Annotated in this window: 20 protein-coding genes; 10 read left to right on the top strand and 10 right to left on the bottom strand. The window is 54.4% G+C overall.

From position 1 onward, the window contains the following. Positions 1-24 precede the first annotated feature (24 nt). The 5 genes from porD (at position 25) to FBR45_RS20470 (ending at position 4381) form a co-directional block, all read left to right on the top strand. Positions 25-939 carry a type IX secretion system protein PorD gene (gene porD / locus FBR45_RS20490; protein ID WP_138505775.1) on the top strand — a complete coding sequence of 305 codons (915 nt, stop codon included), beginning with the start codon at positions 25-27 and terminating at the stop codon, positions 937-939. Positions 940-1091: 152 nt separating this feature from the next. Then, positions 1092-2765: a DNA repair protein RecN gene (gene recN / locus FBR45_RS20485; RefSeq protein WP_138505773.1), complete on the top strand. Its 1674-nt coding sequence runs from the start codon at positions 1092-1094 to the stop codon at positions 2763-2765. Positions 2766-2839: 74 nt separating this feature from the next. Next, positions 2840-3295: a viral A-type inclusion protein gene (locus FBR45_RS20480; protein ID WP_138505771.1), complete on the top strand. Its 456-nt coding sequence runs from the start codon at positions 2840-2842 to the stop codon at positions 3293-3295. Positions 3296-3299: 4 nt separating this feature from the next. Beyond that, positions 3300-3929 (top strand): SCO family protein, encoded by a 630-nt coding sequence (locus FBR45_RS20475; protein WP_138505769.1) that lies wholly within the window; start codon positions 3300-3302, stop codon positions 3927-3929. Beyond that, a complete protein-coding gene (locus FBR45_RS20470; protein WP_138505767.1) occupies positions 3926-4381 on the top strand; it encodes a c-type cytochrome in 456 nt (151 codons plus the stop codon). Before FBR45_RS20475 ends, FBR45_RS20470 begins: the two co-directional genes overlap by 4 nt. Here FBR45_RS20470 and lptC read toward each other — a convergent pair. From lptC to FBR45_RS20455, 3 genes are read right to left on the bottom strand one after another with little or no spacing between them, the layout of a single operon-like run. After that, a complete protein-coding gene (gene lptC, locus FBR45_RS20465; RefSeq protein ID WP_246082323.1) occupies positions 4378-4992 on the bottom strand; it encodes an LPS export ABC transporter periplasmic protein LptC in 615 nt (204 codons plus the stop codon). The two genes, FBR45_RS20470 and lptC, sit on opposite strands and share 4 nt — an antisense overlap. Positions 4993-4998: 6 nt before the next feature. Then, positions 4999-6315, bottom strand: a complete 1317-nt coding sequence (locus FBR45_RS20460) for a hypothetical protein (RefSeq protein ID WP_246082322.1) — start codon at positions 6313-6315, stop codon at positions 4999-5001. Continuing rightward, on the bottom strand, positions 6299-7048 hold the full coding sequence (locus FBR45_RS20455) for a type III pantothenate kinase (RefSeq protein ID WP_138505765.1): 750 nt from the start codon (positions 7046-7048) through the stop codon (positions 6299-6301). The genes FBR45_RS20460 and FBR45_RS20455 overlap by 17 nt, the downstream gene beginning before the upstream one ends. Positions 7049-7591: 543 nt before the next feature. Here FBR45_RS20455 and rho point away from each other — a divergent pair. After that, positions 7592-9832, top strand: coding sequence for a transcription termination factor Rho (gene rho / locus FBR45_RS20450; RefSeq protein ID WP_138505763.1), 2241 nt, complete (start codon positions 7592-7594; stop codon positions 9830-9832). A 70-nt stretch (positions 9833-9902) separates the two neighbouring features. Here rho and FBR45_RS20445 read toward each other — a convergent pair whose 3' ends face one another. The 4 genes from FBR45_RS20445 to FBR45_RS20430 all read right to left on the bottom strand — a co-directional run bounded on the left by FBR45_RS20445 (position 9903) and on the right by FBR45_RS20430 (position 13451). Further along, a complete protein-coding gene (locus FBR45_RS20445; protein ID WP_138505761.1) occupies positions 9903-10700 on the bottom strand; it encodes a DUF3298 and DUF4163 domain-containing protein in 798 nt (265 codons plus the stop codon). A gap of 84 nt (positions 10701-10784) precedes the next feature. Next, on the bottom strand, positions 10785-11525 hold the full coding sequence (locus FBR45_RS20440; protein WP_138505759.1) for a LytR/AlgR family response regulator transcription factor: 741 nt from the start codon (positions 11523-11525) through the stop codon (positions 10785-10787). A gap of 52 nt (positions 11526-11577) precedes the next feature. Continuing rightward, entirely contained in the window at positions 11578-12675 is a 1098-nt protein-coding gene (locus tag FBR45_RS20435; RefSeq protein ID WP_138505757.1) for a sensor histidine kinase, read from the bottom strand. A 137-nt stretch (positions 12676-12812) separates the two neighbouring features. Further along, positions 12813-13451 carry a histidine phosphatase family protein gene (locus FBR45_RS20430; protein WP_077922734.1) on the bottom strand — a complete coding sequence of 213 codons (639 nt, stop codon included), beginning with the start codon at positions 13449-13451 and terminating at the stop codon, positions 12813-12815. 59 nt (positions 13452-13510) lie between these two features. Here FBR45_RS20430 and FBR45_RS20425 point away from each other — a divergent pair, with 59 nt between their 5' ends. Continuing rightward, complete coding sequence (locus FBR45_RS20425) at positions 13511-13927, top strand: hotdog fold thioesterase (RefSeq protein ID WP_077922733.1); 417 nt, start codon at positions 13511-13513, stop codon at positions 13925-13927. A gap of 97 nt (positions 13928-14024) precedes the next feature. After that, positions 14025-15290: a chorismate-binding protein gene (locus FBR45_RS20420; protein ID WP_138505755.1), complete on the top strand. Its 1266-nt coding sequence runs from the start codon at positions 14025-14027 to the stop codon at positions 15288-15290. A 49-nt stretch (positions 15291-15339) separates the two neighbouring features. Here the strand turns inward: FBR45_RS20420 and FBR45_RS20415 are convergent, their stop codons facing one another. Both FBR45_RS20415 and FBR45_RS20410 read right to left on the bottom strand, forming a co-directional pair. Then, positions 15340-15522 carry a hypothetical protein gene (locus FBR45_RS20415; RefSeq protein ID WP_138505753.1) on the bottom strand — a complete coding sequence of 61 codons (183 nt, stop codon included), beginning with the start codon at positions 15520-15522 and terminating at the stop codon, positions 15340-15342. Positions 15523-15557: 35 nt separating this feature from the next. Then, the gene (locus tag FBR45_RS20410) at positions 15558-15809 is read right to left on the bottom strand and encodes an adhesin (RefSeq protein WP_138505751.1); all 252 of its coding nucleotides are present in this window, start codon (positions 15807-15809) and stop codon (positions 15558-15560) included. 207 nt (positions 15810-16016) lie between these two features. On the opposite strand from FBR45_RS20410, the gene FBR45_RS20405 reads away from it, so the two are divergent. Further along, complete coding sequence (locus tag FBR45_RS20405; protein WP_138505749.1) at positions 16017-17075, top strand: glycoside hydrolase family 130 protein; 1059 nt, start codon at positions 16017-16019, stop codon at positions 17073-17075. 60 nt (positions 17076-17135) lie between these two features. Further along, positions 17136-20105 carry a S9 family peptidase gene (locus tag FBR45_RS20400; RefSeq protein ID WP_138505747.1) on the top strand — a complete coding sequence of 990 codons (2970 nt, stop codon included), beginning with the start codon at positions 17136-17138 and terminating at the stop codon, positions 20103-20105. A gap of 92 nt (positions 20106-20197) precedes the next feature. Here FBR45_RS20400 and FBR45_RS20395 read toward each other — a convergent pair whose 3' ends face one another. Further along, complete coding sequence (locus FBR45_RS20395) at positions 20198-20581, bottom strand: DUF1573 domain-containing protein (protein WP_138505745.1); 384 nt, start codon at positions 20579-20581, stop codon at positions 20198-20200. Positions 20582-20737: the final 156 nt, after the last annotated feature.

Here is a 20737-nt window from a genome sequence, read left to right as displayed (position 1 = left end):
CGATCGTCAGAAAAAAAGCTCAATATGAAATTGCTAAAAACCTTGCTGGTAGTATGTGCTCTGATCAATTCGGCCCGGGCTCAGGAGCTGAACTGTACGGTGACGATTAACTCCGATCAGCTTTTCGCAGCCCAGAAGACGGACTTTTCGTACGTAAATCAGTTACAGGGGATTATTTCGGAGTTTATGAATGCGCGCCGATGGACAAACGACCAGTTCGCACCCAACGAGCGGATCAACTGCTCCATAAATATAAACCTGGTGAAATCACTGGCACAGGGAGTTTTTGAAGCTACCGCCCAAATCACCGTTACCCGACCTGTGTACGGCACCAGCTACGAAACCACTATTTTCAACTACGTAGATCGGGCCTTTAATTTCGTTTATCTGCCCACTACTCCGGTATTCTTCCGCGAGAACCAGTTCTCCGATGACCTGACCTCACTGCTGGCCTTTTACGCCAACGTCATACTGGCCGTTGACTACGACACATTTAGTCGGCAAGGCGGTAATCTCTTCATTCAGCGCGCATACGCCATCACGAATCTGGCTCAACAGGGCTCACCAAACGCGGCCTGGCAAACCGGAGGTGACCGTCGTAACCGCTACTGGCTCATCGAGAACTTGCAGAATCAGCAGCTGCTTCCATTTCGGGATGGGCTGTATACGTATCATCGCCTGGGACTGGACACCTTTGCTGCCAATCCCGTGCAGGTCCGGAAACAGACGCTCGACCTGCTCGGTACCATTCGGACCATCGGTCTGCAACTTCCCAATTCGGTGCTGATTAATTCGTTCTTCGATGCCAAGTCGCAGGAGTTATTCAACATTCTGTACGAAGGAACCCCCGCCGAACGCCAGCGCAGCTTCGAGTTACTCTCCTACCTCGACCCCAGTAAAACTGAAGTGTATCGTAAACTGGTTGCCAGCGGCCAGTAGAGGGAGCCGTCGGGCTACCTGACATGCAGAGTTACAGTAGCCAGTGGACGGGTATTATCTTTACATTTTTTCATCGGAATCGGCACAAGACGTACGGCTTCCTCAGAACTGAGTGCTGGCTGGTATTGTTAGCTATTTGAGGAACCTCACCTATGCTATCGCACTTATTGATAAAAAATTACGCCCTGATCGATGAGCTTGAACTCGCTCCTGACCGCGAGCTGAATATCATCACGGGCGAAACGGGCGCTGGTAAGTCTATCATGCTGGGCGCCATTGGCTTACTGCTAGGCAACCGGGCCGATACCAGAGTGCTCTACAACCCTGAGCTGAAATGTGTCATTGAAGGCACGTTCGGCGTGGCCGGTTATGCCATCGAACGAATTTTCGAGGAAGAAGAACTCGACTTCTCAGACAGCTGTATTGTGCGCCGGGAAATCGGCGTCAGTGGCAAATCGAGGGCTTTTGTCAACGATACTCCCGTTAACCTCGAAACGCTGCGTCGGGTTACGAGCCAGATCATGGATATTCACTCCCAGCATGATTCCATACTGCTCGGCTCTAACGACTACCAGCTGGAAATTGTCGACACCTACGCCCAGAACGATACATTGCTCCGCCAGTACCGTACTGACTATCAGGCCTATCGCGCCAAAAAGAGCATTTACGATCAGCTGCAGGCAGAAGCCGCAGCCATGCGGAAAGAGTTTGACTATAACAACTTCCTATACGAAGAACTGGTCAAAGCCCAACTGACCCCTGACGAGCAGGAAGCCCTCGAGCAGGAACTCAACATCCTGGAGAACGCCGAAGAGATCAAGGAAAGACTACAGCTAGCCTACGAATACCTGGATAACGCTGAACAGTCGGTCATCGATTTTCTCAAGAGTACCGTCAGCAATCTCTCCTACATCAGTAAGCTTTCCGATCAGTACGAACAGTTGCAGCAGCGGGCGCAGAGTAGCCTCATTGAATTGCGGGATCTGGCGGATGAAATCAGCACCGAACAGGACAATGTCGAGATTGACGATGCCCGGGCCGAAACCATTCGGGAACGGCTGAACCTGCTGTACCAGTTGCAAACCAAGCACCAGGCTGCCGACGTAACCGCTTTGATCAGACTGCGTGATGAGCTGGGGCAGAAAGTGAGCAAAGTACTGAATCTGGATGATGAGCTGGCCGAAGCCAAAACCCAGACCGAAGCCGCCCGCGCCCAGCTGCTGGAGAGCGCCAACGCGCTGTCGGCGGCACGCCTGGCCGTACTTGAATCAATTGAAGCAGAAATTGATGGTCTGCTACATGATTTGGGCATGCCTAACGCATCCCTGAAAATCCAGACCGAGACTGGCAAGCCCAGCGCAACGGGTATTGATGTGATCACCTTCCTGTTCAGCGCCAATAAGGGTATAAAACCCCAGCAGCTTAAAAACGTAGCTTCTGGTGGTGAGTTCTCACGGCTGATGATGGCCATCAAATACATACTGGCCAATAAGCGCTCCTTGCCAACCATTATTTTCGATGAGATCGATACGGGCGTCTCGGGTGAAATTGCGATCAAGATGGGTAATATGATGCGCGACATGGCTCACAGTCACCAGATTATCGCCATCACCCACCTGCACCAGATTGCCGGACAAGGCACAGCCCACTACTTTGTATACAAAGACAATACAGCCGCCAAGACCGTCAGCCGAATCAGGAGATTGTCATTTGATGAGCGAGTGAGCGAAATTGCGCAGATGATAGGAGGCAAAAACCCGTCGGCCAGCGCGATCAAAAACGCCCGCGAACTGTTGAAGCAACGGGCCAACGCTACGGTCAGGTAACAGAGCGGTATCCGTTATGTTGGTCTTTATTCCTGCCAATCTACCTGAGTTCTACTATCTAGCTTAATTTATTTATGCACAATCGTGTTGTGTTATTGACTGGCCTGCTCACTGCCACCCTTTTTCTCGGAAGTTGCCAGTCGAATGAAGATGCTGTACGGGAGGCCGAAAATGAAGTTTTCGCGATTCATGACGAGGTAATGCCCAAAACGAGCGATATCCTGGGGCTGAAGAAACAGTTGAACCAGCGCCTGACGGCCCTCGACAGCCTGGGCGAGGCCGGTTCACCAACTGCCACGCTACGGGCCGACGAAGACCGGGAACAACTCATGCGGCTGCGCAAAAACCTCTCTGATGCCGATAGCTCAATGATGAGCTGGATGAACCAGTACAACGGCGATACCCTCACTACACTTTCCTCCGAAGAAGCTTTGCGTTACCTGGCGGAGCAAAAAGATCAGATCAATGAAGTCAAAACAAGAGTCAATACGAGTATCGAGCAAGCCCGCTCATTCCTGGGTAAGAATTAACGGAATGGCCCTGGTCTCAATTGCAGCCGGCCTGGTGCTGTCGTGCAGCCAGTCGGATGAGAAACTACCTATTCTGGGTCGGCGGGAGGCCGTTACCAAAGTAGTAGATGGCAAATCGGTAACCGATTCAGTATACCAGACCATTCCCGATTTTGCCTTCGTCAGCCAGTATGGCGATACGGTCACGGCGAAAGCCGTTGCCAACAAGATCTACGTGGCCGATTTTTTCTTTACCAGCTGCCCTACCATCTGCCCCAAGATGAAAGTTCAGCTGAAGCGGGTTTATGAGACGTTTAAAGGCAACCCGGATGTCATGCTGCTTTCCCACACAATCGACCCGGCGCACGATTCCGTAGCTGTACTGCGCGAATTTGCCGACAACCTGGGCGTAAGCGGTCGGCAATGGCTCTTCGTAACCGGCGATCGGGAAACGATTTATGATATCGGGCAGAACAGCTACATGGTCACCGCCCAACAGGATTCATCGGCTCCGGGTGGTGTTGTACACAGCGGAGCTTTTATTCTCGTCGATAAGCAACGACGGATACGCGGTATTTACGACGGCACCACGCAGGAAGGCGTCGATAAACTGATGAATGACATAAACCGGCTTTTGGCTGAATACAAATCATGACAATACGGCTGGGTTTATATGCTGCGCTGGCGGGTGTGCTTACCCTGGCATCATGTCAGAGTGATGAAGAGATAAAGCGGCAGAAATACATTACCGAAGGAATTTTGTTATACAAAAGCAACTGCGCCAACTGCCATCAGGTTGACGGCAAAGGGGTTGCCGCGCTGTACCCGCCCCTCGCAGGGTCTGATTATCTCGCCAACAAGAACAACGTTATCTGCCTGATCAAGTATGGACTGAACGGCCCGATCGTTGTGAACGGGAAGCGGTACAACCGACCGATGCCGGCCCAGCTACAGCTCAGTGATCTGGAAGTGGCCGAGATAACCACCTATATTTATAATGAGTGGGGAAAAGAAACCGGCCTAACCAGTGTCACGGCCGTTACGCCTATCCTGAAAGCCTGCGAAACCAACGCGCAGCAGAACCCTGCTCCTGCGTCTGCTCCCTAATAAGTCGGATTCGTTTCTACGTTGAAGACCCCGGTTGGCTTGCGGATCCTGTAGTTCGTAAAATCCTGATTGGCATCCAGCCCAATCCCGTACAGGTTTTCGCCAGTCAGCTGGCTGATGACCGTTACCCGCTTTTCGGTGTATACCTTTTTGGTTGCCGGATTCCAGTTCAGCTCGGGCGTCAGCAGCTTTTCCTGTTTCTGCTTGTTGATTACAACAACATTGCCCATAACGGTATAGAGGTTCTTTTCTTTACTATACCGTCCCGAATCAGACCGCAGGGTGGTCACCTCTTCGCCAGCCGGGCCGTAAAAAACGATGTTAACCTCTTTAGGATACGTCCGGTTATCATTGGCATACCGATACTGTTTAGCCGTGGTTAGCTTGACTTTCAACAGGGCCGCTTCGCTATACAGTAGTTTAACATCGTTTATCTCTTCGATTGGCCCTTTATACGGGGATACCTTCCTGGTCTGCTTCGAGTCTTCGCAGGCCAGCAACAGCACGGCTCCCAGCAGGCAAACGTAAAATGGATACCGGAAAGCCAGTCTGGTCCAGCCAGACCACTTCCCTGCATTTCCAGTATCCATTTTACCTGTTACGCTATTCATGCTGTATCAATCGACTACCTGCTTCCGGAACCACCAGTCGTTCAGCGAGAAGCCTAACGCCATAAGGACGTACTGTTCACGAATCTGGCTTCCCGTCAACACCCCGCGCTGGCCACCTACAACCGATACGGTGATGTGATTGACCAGATAGGCGCCGAGGGGTAAAGAGATACCAACACTACCATTGATGTCTTTAATTTGTTCACCTGCCACGCGGTAGGGCATCTGATTGTACTGGAACCCGGCCCGGTACGTTATCAGATCCCGATAGCGGGTAGAGTTTGCTTTGGGGGTGTACTCCAGTCCGGTGGCTACTGTTAAGCCGTCAGTTAGGTTTCCGGGCTGATCGCTGACCGTTCGAAACTGAGTCCATTTCTGAAATCCGACGTCGATACCGACCAGGAATGTATTGTTGCGCTCCAGACTTAACCCGAAATGCAGCTGCTGGGGCAGCGTAGCTCGCCCATTGGCCCCGTACCGAAGGGTATCGGGCGATGAGATGGCCAGCCCGGTTAGTGTTGTTTGCTGGTAAATATCGGTCTCGGTAGCGTTGATGCGCGTCTGCGGATCATACGTGGCCCCCAGGTTCAGGGTCCAGTTTGTGCTGAGTTTAGGTCGCCAGGCCGCTCCCAGTTTCCATACGATATCGCTGTAGTTGGCCCGGTTCAGACGAGCGACCCGAGTATCCTGTACACCAACGTTGGTTTCGTTGATGAGAACGCGTGAATCCGAGGTGTTGGTGATGTTGCCAAATACAAAGGCCGCTTCGGCACCGGCATAGATGTTTTTACCGATGCGAAACCCACTGGCAAAAGCAGCTTTGTTAAGACCGCCCCGACCGGTATAGTTGTATTCAGCCTCGTAGATCGTACTGCCAATGGGCCGGTACTGCCGGGTGCTGTAGTCGACGTAGGTATAGGGCCGGAGGCTCAGCGACATATTCCAGCGTGAGTTGGCCGGAAAAGCCAGGGCCAGGTAGCCCAGGTTACCACCGAAATCGCGCTGGCTCTGCGTACCGCCGTTCAGATTCTGGGTGAGCGACTTCGATTGGCCCATCAGCCCAACCTCGAAAACAGTGAACCGTGTACGCCGGGCCAACAGGGCCGGATTTTGTAGATTCAGGTAGAACGGGCTGGCATTACTAATGCCAATCCCCCCCATACCCATGTTCGTGACGTTGCCAGAGGTATATTGTTCGCCAAGCCCCAGCGCGGAGTATGGCGAATTTCCTAATCCCTGCGCCTGAACCACTGGTGCGGTCGCGGCAATGGCCAGCAAACTATGCGTTAACGTCTGGCGTATCCGCTTATAAATTTTCAACATTATACTGTAAAATACGATTCAATCCAATCAGCACCAGTTCGGATACTGCAAATATCGGGGGTTTCAAACGACTTTCAAAGGTTAGACCGTCTCCCCCACACAACACCACCACTAAACCAGGGCGTTCGCGCCGGTAGTAATCGATGATTCCATTCATTTCCAGAGACAATCCGTTCAGTACGCCACTCATCATAGCCTGATGCGTATTCGTTGCGGTGAGCGCAGGCCATTGCTGATCATCCAATACGAGCCCCTGCTCCAAATTCAGCAACGGCAAACGAGCCGTCTGTTCGTGCATAGCCCGAAACCGCATGCGCAGCCCGGGCGAGATCAGCCCTCCTTCAAAAATACCCTCTTTACTGACCAGATCGGCCGTAAGGCAGGTACCCAGGTCCAGGACCAGGCAGTGCTGATCCGGAAAAAGCGTAACCGCCCCCACGGCAGCCGCTATCCGGTCAGCTCCCAGCGTATAGGGTGTATCGTAGTGTTTCCGGACAGGAACGGGCGTGTGCCCATCCAGTACTAACAGCTTGTCACTCAAGCTCCCTAAGCCCTCCCGAATATCACTCGCAGGTCGGCTCGTTGACGATACGATGCCGTGAGCAAAAGGGCGCTGGGCTATGTCGGCCAGCAACTCATCGACCGAGCTGTAACGGCCCGCGTCCATCAATCCTGCGCCTTCAAACCAACCAGTCTTCAGGGTTGAATTGCCCCAGTCTATTACCAGATTCATGTAAATTAGTTAATCAAAACGGCGTCTTGAGGAAGGTGTTCGGGAAAGGTAACGACGACGATGCAGGCAATCGTTACAGCGGGATGGAGATTTAAGCATTTTTAAGGAAAATATCGGTTAGTAAGCCTGATCGGGAAACATTTTCAGATCGCTGACGTTATCTTGACAAAATCGGAACGGTTTGTTACCTTTGCCCACATCAATCTGGTCGGCAGGTAGCTCTTTTCAGAGGCACAGCTCGTACTACGGCAGACCATCCGTTTTCCAAACGTCTCTATAACCACCGCGTCTGGCCTCACCAGACCTTTGTGTTTGGATAAAGTAAGAGTACTTCCCGTTCACTTTTTTAGATTAACCCCATTGCCCAGTTAACTCAACTTATTGCGGTTACCTTGTCCGGTTCCTTAAGAATCAGCTCGTTACGGCACTCGTCCGACCCGCGCACCTGCCCTTCGGGCATCTACTTCTCCGTATCAGCAACCCCCATTTTCTATTCTGGCCGCCCAGGCGGTCCTGCCAAGGTTCCCTGTTAACCTGAACTGTATGTACAACAAAGAAGAATTGAGTATGAAGCTTCTTTCTGAGCTTCAACCCATTGCCGAGCAATTCGGTATTCGCGACATCGCGAGATACACCAAAGAAAAACTAATTTATAGAATCATCGACGAACAGTCGAAAACGCCTGTTTCAGAAAGTGAGGAGGCCGCCATCGAAGCGCCACGTCGTGGTCGTCGCCCCAAGGCGGCACCAGTCGCCGAAGATACACCAGCAGCCGAGCAGGCCGAACCGGTAGCTAAGCCAGAACCTGCCAGAAGTCGCCAACGGACTCGTCGCGATGCCGATGCAGCCCCTACTCCTCCCCCAACGTCAGAAACTGGCGAAACAACTATCTCAACCGCCGAAGCCCCTGTGGCCGAGGTCGAGCCAGGTACGTTCCCTGCCGATGCCCAGCCAGCGCAGCAACCCCTGCCGGACTCGTCGGAAAACGCCCAGCCGGCCATCGATGCAACGCCACGAACGACTGCTGACACCAGCGCTGCAGCCACTATGCCAACGGAAGCCCGATCGTCGGAGCGACCACTTCGCACCCGGGAGCGGGTCGGTAATGCGAACGGCGACCCCGCCCGGACTCGTCCCGAGAATAATCGGGATGGCGGTCAGCGCGATGGAACAGCCCGGGATGGTGGACAGCGCGACCAGAATCGGCAGCGTATGCAACGCCCCGACGGACAACCCGCCGGTCCGCGTGATCCTAACGGGCGGCAACGGTTCGAAAACCGAAGTGACCGATCCGCTAGTGACGATTTATCTGCCGACCGCTCTGTCCGTCCCCGCGATGGCGGCCGTCGTGACAATATGCGCGAAGGAGGCCCCGGTCACCGTTCGCGGATACCAAGACCTGTTGCCGACGATACGGCGGTAAACTACAACGCCCAGCCGGACGATGAGTTTATCACACCTACCGTTGTTTCTGAAGACAATAGCGGAAATATGCAGTCGGCACCGGAGGCTCCCGTTACTGAAGAGTCGAACGGCCAGCCTGCGGATGTTCAACAGGCAGATCAGCCAGCTTCGGCGCAGATGCCCCAGGTTCCGCAGCCATCCCGCGAAGCGCAGGAGTATCAGAATCGCATTCGCCGGCAATACAACCAGCATATTCGGGAGTTTGATGGTATCATCGATAACGAAGGGGTACTGGAGATCATGTCTGACGGTGGATATGGGTTCCTGCGGTCGGCTGACTACAATTACCTCGCCAGCCCGGATGATATTTACGTATCGCCCTCCCAGATCAAGCTGTTCGGCCTGAAAACCGGCGACACGGTGCGCGGAGCTATTCGCCCACCCAAAGAGGGCGAAAAATACTTCGCCCTGCTGCGGGTAACGACCGTTAACGGGAAAACCACCGAGGAGATTCGTGATCGTATTCCGTTTGAATACCTGACCCCGCTTTTCCCCGAGGAGCAGCTCCACCTCAGCAACCGGCCCGAGAATTATTCGTCGCGGGTGCTCGACCTGTTTGCCCCTATCGGAAAAGGACAGCGCGGTATGATCGTCGCGCAGCCGAAAACGGGTAAAACCGTATTGCTGAAAGAGATTGCCAATGCCATTACCCGGAACCACCCGGAGGTCTATCTGATCGTGCTGCTCATCGACGAACGGCCCGAGGAGGTAACTGACATGGCCCGCAGCGTCAATGCCGAAGTTATTTCATCGACTTTTGATGAGCAGGCCGACCGCCACGTAAAAGTGTCGAGTATGGTGCTTGAAAAAGCAAAGCGGATGGTTGAATGCGGCCACGATGTGGTTATCCTGCTCGATTCGATCACGCGTCTGGCCCGGGCCTACAACACCGTGGTTCCGTCGTCGGGTAAAATCCTGTCAGGTGGTGTAGATGCCAACGCGCTGCACCGGCCCAAGCGTTTCTTCGGCGCAGCCCGGAACGTAGAGAATGGCGGATCGCTGACGATCATCGCTACGGCCCTGATCGATACGGGTTCGAAAATGGACGAGGTGATCTTCGAGGAATTCAAAGGTACGGGTAACATGGAGCTTCAGCTTGACCGTAAACTGGCTAACAAACGTATCTACCCCGCCGTTGACGTAATGGCCTCGGGAACCCGCCGGGAAGACCTGCTGCTCGACAAGGAAACCCTGCAACGGGTCTGGATTCTGCGCAAGCACATGTCAGATATGAACCCAATGGAAAGCATGGACTTCCTGCTCGATCGGATGAAAGGTACCCGGAACAATGAAGAATTCCTGATTTCGATGAATCGTTAACCGTCCTATTTTATACAGGAACGCCCCGGTCGATAGGTCGACCGGGGCGTTCCTGTTTTCATATGTATCGTTACAGCCAGCCTTCACGCAGGATACCGTTCAGCTGTTCGTAGGGAACTGTTACTTCGATCGGGCCCACGGCGTACGCGGCAATTTCGTAGGGGTTGTAGTAAAAGATCATTCCCCTCGGACTCAGGCCCACGTTAGCAGGCAGGAAAAACCGACCGTCGTGCAGAAAATACCCCCGTTCTTCCAGATTATACTGAGGCAGTAGCTGTTGCTGTTTCCGAAATGCTTTCTCGACTACGCCGAGTAAGGCAACCGTATCGGATACCATGTCACTCAGGTTCAGCGGTTGCCCTGTTTCCCGGTTAAAGGTAAAAAATGACTGATTCGAATTCGGATGGGCGCCCCCCGTATACGCGTAGGTTTCCATTTTGACGGTTAGCACGTTTTCATTCGAGAAAACCGTATCGGCTGTCGTTTTCAGTTCCCAGCACCCGCCCAGGCTACCCATTTCGGTGAGCATGTTCTGGTAATCGGCCGCAAATAGGGCAGCCGCTTTGTTGAGATCAGACCGGGAACCCGGATTAGCGGCAACCGTTGCACTATCGAGCCAGTCCGTCACACTGCGTACGGCCATATCGCTCAGCCGACCGTTGATGGTACCAGCGCCGGGTTCCTCATCGGCGAGAAGTACGTAGGATACCGATACGTTGACCCCCCGGTTACTGGTTGTATCGCAGCGGCTATCTCCCGAAAACGTATAAAGCTGCTGCTTCAGCTTGGGAGGACCAGACGGTTTATTACGACACGCCTGCGACAGGCAAAGCAATCCAAGGAATAACGTTGCAATCAGGTACTTCATGAACTAAACAGGGAGCGTTTGCCGGTTGTTGACGAGCGGTTTGTCAACAGTATAGTACATGTATTGAACAAATCGGCTCTCCCTCTACAAACTTAGCAAATCTTTGAACCGAATAGCCTGACGCCGGCTGATTTCAATTTTATCGCCCCCGCGCAGGGTCACCAGCAACCCACCGCTGAACCACGGTTCTATCTTTTCGATCCACTGCAGATTGATGATGTGTTTCCGGTTGGCCCGAAAGAACGTGCTCGGGTTTAGCCGATCTTCGAGTGCATTGAGCGACTTCAAAACCAGCGGTTTCTGATCGTCAAAGTACAGTCGGACGTAGTTACCCATCGACTCGAACAGGCGTACCTTTCCCAGCTTTACGAACCAGCACTTTTCGCCATCCTTCACAAACACCTGATCATTTTCGCCCAGTACCTTGGAGGGTGAACCGGTTGCCGGGGTTGTGCCGGTTGAGTCGGTGGTGTGCTGCTCTTCTTCTATGCGGTTGATGGCATCGGACAAGCGGGCCAGTTCAACGGGTTTAAGCAGGTAGTCAAGCGCATTGAACTCAAACGCTTTGATAGCATACTCGTCGTAGGCAGTGGTAAAAATAACCTCCGGCGTTTTTCCTTCAATCGACTGAAGTAGTTCAAATCCGTTTTTACCAGGCATCTGAATATCGAGAAACAGCAAATCGGGCTCGAGTTCTTCGATCATGGGTAATGCTTCATTGGCGTCAGCGGCCTCGCCGATGACCTGAATTTTAGGAAAGTTGTCAAGCAGTCGACGAAGTTCGTTACGAGCCAGGCGCTCGTCATCGATAATGAGGGTCTTCATGGGGAATAGATATATGACGTCACATGATAAATAGGCCTACGGGCAGCCCGTCTCACTCTCCGCTCATCATTTTGGCGGTAGCGGCTCGCCGGAATAGCCCCTCCGACTGGGCGGGAATGCTGATATGCGCACAAACGACCGGGCCCTCGTTGGGGTCATCGTCTTCCTGATCAATTTCAAACGAGGCTTCGGGTCCGTAGAGGAGTTCGAGTCGTTGTGCGGTATTGGCCAGCCCAAATCCGCCCGACGCCGTTCGGTCGCCCAGGACGCCGGTGTTACGGATCGTGATATGAAGTTTATCCGCCTTAATGGTAGAGCTAACCGATACGAAGCCGCCCCCTACTGCCTGAGATACCCCGTGTTTGATAGCGTTCTCGACCAGCGTCTGTAACATCATAGGCGGCACCTGCCAGAATAGTGTTCGGCCATCCAGCTCGATGCGGGAGCGCAGCCGGTCTTCGTAGCGCACTTTTTCGAGCGCCAGGTAGTCTTCTACGGTTTTCATCTCCTCGCGGAGTTCTACCGTTTTTCGGCGGTCGGCCAGTAATGAGTTGCGGAGTAGGTTGGAAAGCTGGGTGATACCCTGCTGGGCTTTGTCCGGATTTTCATAAACCAGCGCCCGGATGCTGTTGAGCGCGTTAAATACAAAATGAGGGTTCAACTGCGAGCGCAGCACTTTGGCCTCCGTTTCGCGGATGCTTGTTTTCAGCAGAATTTTCTCGATTTCGGCGTTGCGGGTCTGCTCTACATAATGGTAAACCGTATAACTCAGTACCCACGCCAGCATGGCCTTGCCCCAGCTCAGTATATAGCCGATAACGGGCCAGGGCTCATCGATCAGCTTATCGGGAATAATAATCTGGTCGAACGGCATGTTGACCATAGTCATGATCAGGGCCAGCACAAAGACCGACAGCAGCACCCGGGGCGCCAGCTGCACGAACGGCAGACGTACCCAGTTCCAGCGCCGAATCATGAGTCGGTACAGATGCGTTAGGGTGATGCCCAAAAAAATATTGGCAACGGCCAGGTATAGCGTATCCGCATCGAACCCGTCTTCAAGCACGTAGGCCAGGTATTCGACCAGAATCAGCAGCGTCCAGCCGAATAACTGACAAAACCAATATATTTTCTGTTTCGGAAAACCCATGCGTCAGTCGCGTCCACTACCGGACTATAAGCGAATGTACGAGAAAGAAGGCATCTCTACCCAGCTACCCATTACCAAAGGGGCTATTAGCGGATTACTGGCGCGTACGCTGGTACTACCGGAATCAGCTAACAGGCTTAATGCGCCAGAGCCAGCGTCAGCAGATGCGCCGTATCATTGGCCTGTTCGATCGTGAACGCAGCGGTCTCGTAGTTATACTGAAGTTTGTAGAGGCAGAGATTACTGTGCTCGAACTGATCCATATGGGCCAGCGGCTGATTGGTAAGCCAGCAAAGCAGGATACGCATAGCCCGACCGTGCATGGCCACCAGCACCGTGCTCTCGTCCGGATGCGACAGAATGGCTTCTATAGCCACCCGCTGCCGAACCACCACCTGGTCGGGGCTTTCTCCGCCATCGGTCGGCAGGGCAGTATTACCCGACGCCCAGGCCGTGATGAGGGCGCTGTAGTACTCGTTTTCGATGTTACCCGGCACCCGGCCTTCCATAACGCCCCAGCTGATCTCGTTCAGACCCGGTAGCTTTTCGTAGGGCAGACCCAGTTCGATAAACGACTCAACCGTTTGGTACGTACGCTTCAGCGCGGAGATATAAATTTTGTCGAAAGGTACGTGCTGATACGCCTGAAAAAAGGCCATCGCCTGCGCCCGACCCATGTCGTTGAGGTCCGAGTCGACACCACTGCCCTGAACTACGCCCCGTCGGTTGTAGTCCGTTTCGCCGTGGCGAATTAAATAAATGGTTTTTTGCTGCAAGCCCTTAGCTTTGTCTTAAGTTGTATTCAACTACAAAATTAAGAATAAACCAATGCATTATGAAAGCTGGTTTCGACCTGAGTAACCTTTCCTTTGCCCACGCCGACTCTATTGTTAAACATCTTGGTATTGAGTTTACAGAAGCCGGCGAAGGCTATTTGCTGGCCCGGATGCCGGTAGATGCCCGCACCCATCAGCCCTTCGGCATCCTGCACGGCGGAGCCTCGGTCGTGCTGGCGGAGTCGATGGGCAGTACGGCCTCCTTTATGATGCTGGATGATCCTGCCACCCAGCGGGCTGTGGGCGTAGAAGTAAATGCCAACCACATCCGCTCCGTGCGCGAGGGCTGGGTTTACGGTCGGTGTACACCCATTCACGTCGGACGCTCGACGCATGTCTGGGACATCCGCATCACAGACGAGCAGGGACGAACGGTCTGCGTCAGTCGGTTAACTATAGCCATTATTACCCCCTAGCGGCCGTACCTGTCAACTTATTGTTCGGGTTACGCACAAATCATGTCTACAAACTGTTACCTATACAGCCGATCTTTTGCCCGGTCGGCTGTTGACTATGCAACCTGATCCGCTCATCAACACCGTACTTTCTGAAAAATCCTGGCTTACCAGTCAGCCCACGACCACTGATCTGTGGCAAACGGCTCTCTCGCTCGGGTATCCTGCTGCGCTCTGGCGGCTCCCCAACCGGGCCGACAAGCACCTGATCGTTTCGCTGGATACCGTATTACCGCGCGTATCGGTCGATCTGGAGGAATTACCCGCCGGATTTGCCATTAGCCCCTTCGACAACCTCGACTTTGGTCCCGATAGCCCCGCCCGCACGCTGTTCCTGCGCGCCGACATCCACGCAACGTTTGGTGAGCAGGGGAGCAAAATTGTGGAGACTGGCACCGCTCCGGCCGTAAACCGGTTCTGGCAGGCAGTAGCTGAACAGCCGACGGCAAAGCGCCCGGCTTCGCTGTCGCTGACCGACCTCCCCGATCCTAACGCGCAGTCAGACTACGTACATCGCGTAGCTCAGGCTGTTGAGGCCATGCAGCGGGGCGAATTCAGAAAAGTAGTGCTGTCCCGAACGAAGCGCGTCGAGTTTTCAGATACCCCCGACGCGGTGGCTCTGTTCGATACCCTGTGCGACACCTACCCAACCGCCTTTATCTCGGCCGTGTCGTTACCCGAACATGGACAGATCTGGATGAGCGCTACCCCCGAACGACTGGTTAGCCAGAACGCCGACGGCCTGTTCAGAACCCTCTCGCTGGCGGGAACCCAGTCAGCAACCGATGCCAACGGCGTACCTAAACGACCGGCAGAAGCCATGTGGTCGCAGAAAGAAATTGAGGAACAGGCGCTGGTAAGCCGGTATATTATCGAATGCTTTAAGAAAATTCGACTGCGCGAATACCTGGAAGAGGGGCCAAAGACCATTATAGCCGGTAATCTGATGCACCTGGGTACCCAGTTTACCGTCGATACGCAGGCGGTGCATTACCCCCAGCTGGGCACTGTCATGCTGCGGTTACTTCATCCGACCTCGGCCGTGTGTGGCATGCCGCGCGATCGGGCCTTTAACTTTATCCGGCGCCACGAAACCCACGACCGCGAGTTTTACGCTGGTTTTCTGGGACCGGTCAATATCGGTTCGACGGAAGAACAACCGGCCACGGATCTGTTCGTGCATATCCGCTGTATGAAGCTGGAAGGTCGCGTGGCTACACTAATTGCCGGAGCCGGCCTGACCGAAGATTCGGTGCCGGAACGCGAGTGGCAGGAAACGGAAATGAAATGCCAGACCTTACTGGCGGTGTTAAGCAAGCCGTAGGCAGCACCTGCCCGACAGGGTTGCGCTACCTACGGCTGTTCAATGTCACTTACTCGTCCCGACCTTCAGCAGGATCGCTTGTGGCCCGGGAGCCTTCTTCGGAGGTACGTCCGCCAGCAGCACTGGCAGCGCCAGACTGCGTTTCGCTATCGGGAGCGGTGTTGTCGGGACCGCTGTTGCCCGCTGCCTCGCGGTTTTCTTCTGAGTCCTGTAGTGATTCCTGTGGGTTCATATGTGTTGAGTAGTTAGCGTGCTCTGAGTGATTCCCTATTCCATACTGTCATCGTCGAGATCGTCGTCAATGTCATCATCCAGTTCTTCGCTAAGATCGTCGTCGTCGAAGTCCTCATCGATGTCTTCGAGGTCGTCTTCGCCATAGCCACTGGTGGCACCGGAACCTAACTCATCAAATTCGGCTCCTCCGTCGAAATCGTCATCGTCGTCATCCAAAGCGGCCGTTTCTGGATCGGGATTTAACATCAGTACGTCGTCCTGTTCAAAACTGGGATGGTGTAACATGATTGTAAAGATATGCGGGTTGTCAATGGGGTTTGCAGTAGCCTTAACGCGACTCTTTGCCGGAAGGTTTTACTGACACAAAAAGTATTTGACCAAATGGCCCCGAAATAGCAGCGCATCCTCCGTAATTAGCGAACGAGTTAGGACGCAACGTTAGCTTTTGGCCCGGCTGCGTCTTCTTACTGGCTCGTTACTTTATATTTTCGAATGAAAAACTACCAGCTCAAACGGCTCTTCGATCAGCCAATTTTACAAACAATTGATGTAAAACCCGCTATTGATGGCTTTGACGTTCTCGGCGCGTTTAATCCGGCTACCTGTTTGCTGGGCGATGAAGTGATCATGCTCCTGCGGGTGGCCGAAGCCCCCCATGCGCGGGAAGGGTACCTGGCCATACCACTCATCGAAGAAAAGGATGGCATTCCAACCCTGACCGTCAAACACGTTAAAGAACCCGAAGGAGATTATGACCCCCGCGTGGTGACCATCGATGGCAAGCAGTATCTGACGTCGCTCAGCCACCTGCGGCTAGCCCGGAGCCGCGACGGGATTCATTTCGATATCGACGATAAACCGTTTTTGTTTCCGGCCCGCATGGACGAATCGTTCGGCATTGAAGATGCCCGAATTACGTTTCTGGACAATCAGTACTGGATCACCTACACGGCCGTTTCGGAGCACGGACCCGCCGTCGGACTGGCCCGTACTACCGATTTTACAACCGTAGAACGGCTTGGCCTGATTCTGCCGCCCCCCAACAAGGACGTGGCCCTGTTTCCGAAACAAATCAACGGTAAGTATGTGATGCTCCACCGCCCGATGGTATCGGAAATAGGCAAGCCCTCGGTCTGGATGGCCGAATCAGAGGATGGGGTCAACTGGGGAAATCACCGGTTCCTGTTTGGAGGCCGGGGCCTGGCCGACGCCCGTTTTGCCTGGGAAGGTGCCAAGATTGGAGCCGGTCCGGAGCCGATCTTGACTGATGAGGGCTGGCTGGTCTGTTATCACGGCGCCGACGACACCCATGCTTACGCCCTGGCGCTGGCGCTGCTGGACAAGGACGACCCCACCCAGGTGCTGGATCGCTCGGCGGTTCCCCTGCTTACGCCTGATCTGCCCTGGGAGCAGGAAGGATTCTTCCCCAATGTTGTCTTTTCGAACGGCTGGATTCAGTGGCCGGCCCACAGCACACACCCAAATAAAATATGGGTATATTACGGTGCCGCCGACTCAGGCGTTGGTTTAGCCGAGTTAATACAGATATAAAGTAGTACATATTTTCCTATATCCGTTATATTCGTTTTTTCTTTCTAGCAACCTGAAAACATGAACCGAATTATTACGGCTTTTCTTTGTCTGGCAGCGGCTCTCCCGCTCCGGGCACAGTCTCCTAAGCGACCGCTCAAGGCCAGCGATTACGACCGATGGCAAAGTGTACGAGCAGAAAAACTCAGTAACGATGGCCGCTGGGTGGCCTATCAGATCGATCCGCAGGAAGGCGATGGCGTGTTGCAGGTTAGCCGGACAGACGCGACGGCCGGGGCGAAAACTACCGCACCGGCTCAGGTAGTAGCCAAGCCAGCCTACGCCTTTTCCCGGGGCTACATGGCTCAGTTTACCCCCGACAGCAAGTATCTGGTTATGCGGCTGAAAGTCCCGCTGGCTGATACCCGGAAAGCCAAGCTGAAAAAGAAAAAGGCTGACGACATGCCCAAGGATAGCCTGTTGGTGCTTAATCTGGCGACCGGCGAATCGACCCGACTCCCGAACGTAAAGTCGTTCATGTTCGGTAAGGACGCTGGGTCGTGGCTGGCCATCCTGCAGGACGGCAATGCTCCGAAGCTGGTAGCCGAAGCCCGCGCTACGCCCCGTAAAGACACGCTGACCCCAACTACGCCCGTCTCAACCACCACGGTAGCGACCCGGCGCGGCCCGGCCAAAAAGCCCAAGGGAGACGACCTGGTGCTGTTCAACATGGCGGACGGAACCCGTAAAACGGTACGCTACGTATCCAACGTGGTTATGTCGGATAATGGCCAGACCATTTTTTACAGCCGTGAGTCCGCTACCGATTCGCTCAAAGCAGGCGCAACCCTTACGCCGGGGGTGTTCATGATCAACACCACGAACGGGCAAACCATGCTGGTTGACAGCAGTTCACAGCGCAAGCTGTACAAAGGACTGACCGTAGACAAAACCGGTAAGCAGCTGGCCTGGATGGCCTCTGCCGACAGCGCTGGTGCCGACGTGCGGGTGTTTTCGCTCTACTACAAGAACCTGGCGCCGACCCCGGTAGCGAAAGGGAAACGCGCTAAACCAGCTCCTGCCGACGTGCCCTACCGCGTACTGGCCGACACCCTGACCAAAGCCCTACCGGCCCGGTGGTCGGTGAATGAGTACCGCGAACCAAAGTTCTCGGATGACGGGAGCCGGCTGTATTTTTCGACCTCCCCCATTGCGCCCAAACCGACCAAAGATACCCTCACCCCCGACGATGAGAAAGTTCGGATGGACGTCTGGAGCTGGACCGATAGCCGCCTGCAGCCCATGCAGCAAAAAAGACTCAAGGAAGAAAAAGAGCGGGGTTTCCTGACGGTAGCGGAGCTGACTCCTGCCGGTCCGGCGCGGGTGACGCTGCTGGCCAGCCGGGAAGTGCCTACCGTTACGTTCGACCCTAAAGTAAACACCCGCTATCTGCTCGGTCTGAGCGACCTCCCCTACCAGGTTCAGTCGTCCTGGGACCCCGGACATACAGACCTGTACCTGATTGACACCCAGACCGGCGACAAAAAGCGGATTGCCAACGACGTTATGGCCTCCCAACCCCGACTGTCGCCAGGTGGTAACTATGCCTACTGGTTCGATGAGCGTGATTCGCTCTGGCGGGCCTGGTCGGTGGCCGATGGCAAACGGATCGACCTCACCCGCGGTTTACCCAGCAAATTTTTCGACGAAGAGCACGATACGCCCAGCCTCCCTGGTTCGTACGGCTCGGCGGGCTGGACCACCAACGACCGCTACGTATGGCTGTATGACCGGTACGACATCTGGCAGATAGACCCTACCGGCCGCGAGAAGCCCCGCCCGTTGACCAACGGCTGGGGCCGGACCAACAAAGTCCGGTTGCGCCGGGCCGATACAGACCCCGATGAGAAAGCCATCGATCCCAAAGAAACGGTATGGCTGACCGGTATCTGGGAAAGTGACAAGCAAAATGGCGTTCTGCAGGCTACACCGCCTGCATCCGGATCGGTAACCATTCGGGTGCTGGCCCATAGCCCGCACCGGTATTTCGGGCTGTCGAAAGCCAAAAAAGCCCCAACCATGACGTATTACCGGGGTAACTTTCAGGAGCCGATCAATCTGTACAGGACCGATACCACCTTTACCACACCGGCTCAGCTTACCCGCACCAACCCACAGCAGGACAGCATCCGCTGGGGTAGCGTAGAACTGGTCAGCTGGCTGGGTACAAACGGAGTTAGGCTGGAAGGGCTGCTGTTCAAACCGGAAGGCTTCGACCCGAAACAGAAATACCCGATGCTGACGTATTTCTACGAACGTAACGCCGAAACCCTGAACGACTACCGGGTTCCTTCGCCCAGCCGCTCAACCATCAACATACCCTACTGCGTATCGAACGGCTACCTGGTTTTTGTGCCCGACATCGTTTATACGACCGGCCAGCCGGGTCCGAACGCGTATGACTGTATCGTTCCCGGGGTGCTGAGTCTGCTGGACCGGGGTTTTGTAGACCGCGACCGGCTGGGTATTCAAGGGCAAAGCTGGGGGGGCTACCAGACGGCCTATATCATTACGCGCACCAATCTGTTCCGGGCGGCCATGGCCGGTGCTGCGGTGGCTAACATGACCTCCGCTTATGGCGGTATACGGGGCGAAACGGGGGTTGTACGGCAGTTCCAGTACGAGAAGACCCAGAGTCGGATTGGCGGTACCCTCTGGGATAAGCCCATGAACTACCTCGAAAATTCACCCCTTTTCTATGCCAACCGGATTCAGACTCCGCTCATGCTGATGCATAACGACGCCGACGGGGCGGTTCCCTGGCAGCAGGGCATCGAATTCTTTACGGCCCTGCGCCGACTCAGCAAACCCGTCTGGATGGTGGTGTATAACGGCGAAGGCCATAACCTGACCCAGCGCCACAACGCCAAGGATCTGAGCATCCGGATGTACCAGTTCTTCGACTATTATCTCAAAGACGCACCCGAGCCTGTCTGGATGAAAGAAGGCCGGACAGCCGTTGAGAAAGACCGGGGCGAAATGAAGTATTAACAGCCTGACGGCTGCCACACCGGAACGCGCGGACTGAACAGGAGACAAGCCAACGGAGGCTGATTCTTTGTTCGGTCCGCGCGTTCCGGCTTTTACGGTGCCGCCTTCAGCACTTCACCTTTTACGTACAGCGTCATGGTTCCGCCTTCGGCATTCGACTCGACAAAGACGCTTTTGCTGAACTGACCTACGGTTGCTGCGTTAAAAGTCGCTTTAATTACCCCCGAGGCTCCCGGCATAACGGCCGCTTTGGGAAACTCTACCCCGGTACAGCCACAGGACCCTTTCGCCTGGCTAATCAGCAGCGGTAATTCGCCCTGGTTGGTAAACCGAAATTCAGCCGTTACGGGCTTGCCCTGTTCGATACGCCCGAAGTCGTGGGCCGTTTTGACCCAGTTGAACAGAGCAGCCCGGCTAACCATGGCTACAGAAGCCGTCAGGGTTAGTAGCCCTACTACAAACAGTACGCGTTTCATTGGCAAATGTGATTAAGTGATAGATGCAAAGCCGCTCACCCGAGCGACGATGCAAACCTATATCAGGTCTTTCGGTCTTCCTGTTAAGCCCTTCCTAACAGGTGTTAATGAGTTGTTAATGGATTGGCGACAGCCTCACGAATCGATATATTTGCC

Source organism: Spirosoma lacussanchae, from assembly GCF_005870035.1.
Lineage (GTDB): Bacteria > Bacteroidota > Bacteroidia > Cytophagales > Spirosomataceae > Spirosoma > Spirosoma lacussanchae.
This window is presented reverse-complemented; position numbering and strand designations above follow the sequence as displayed.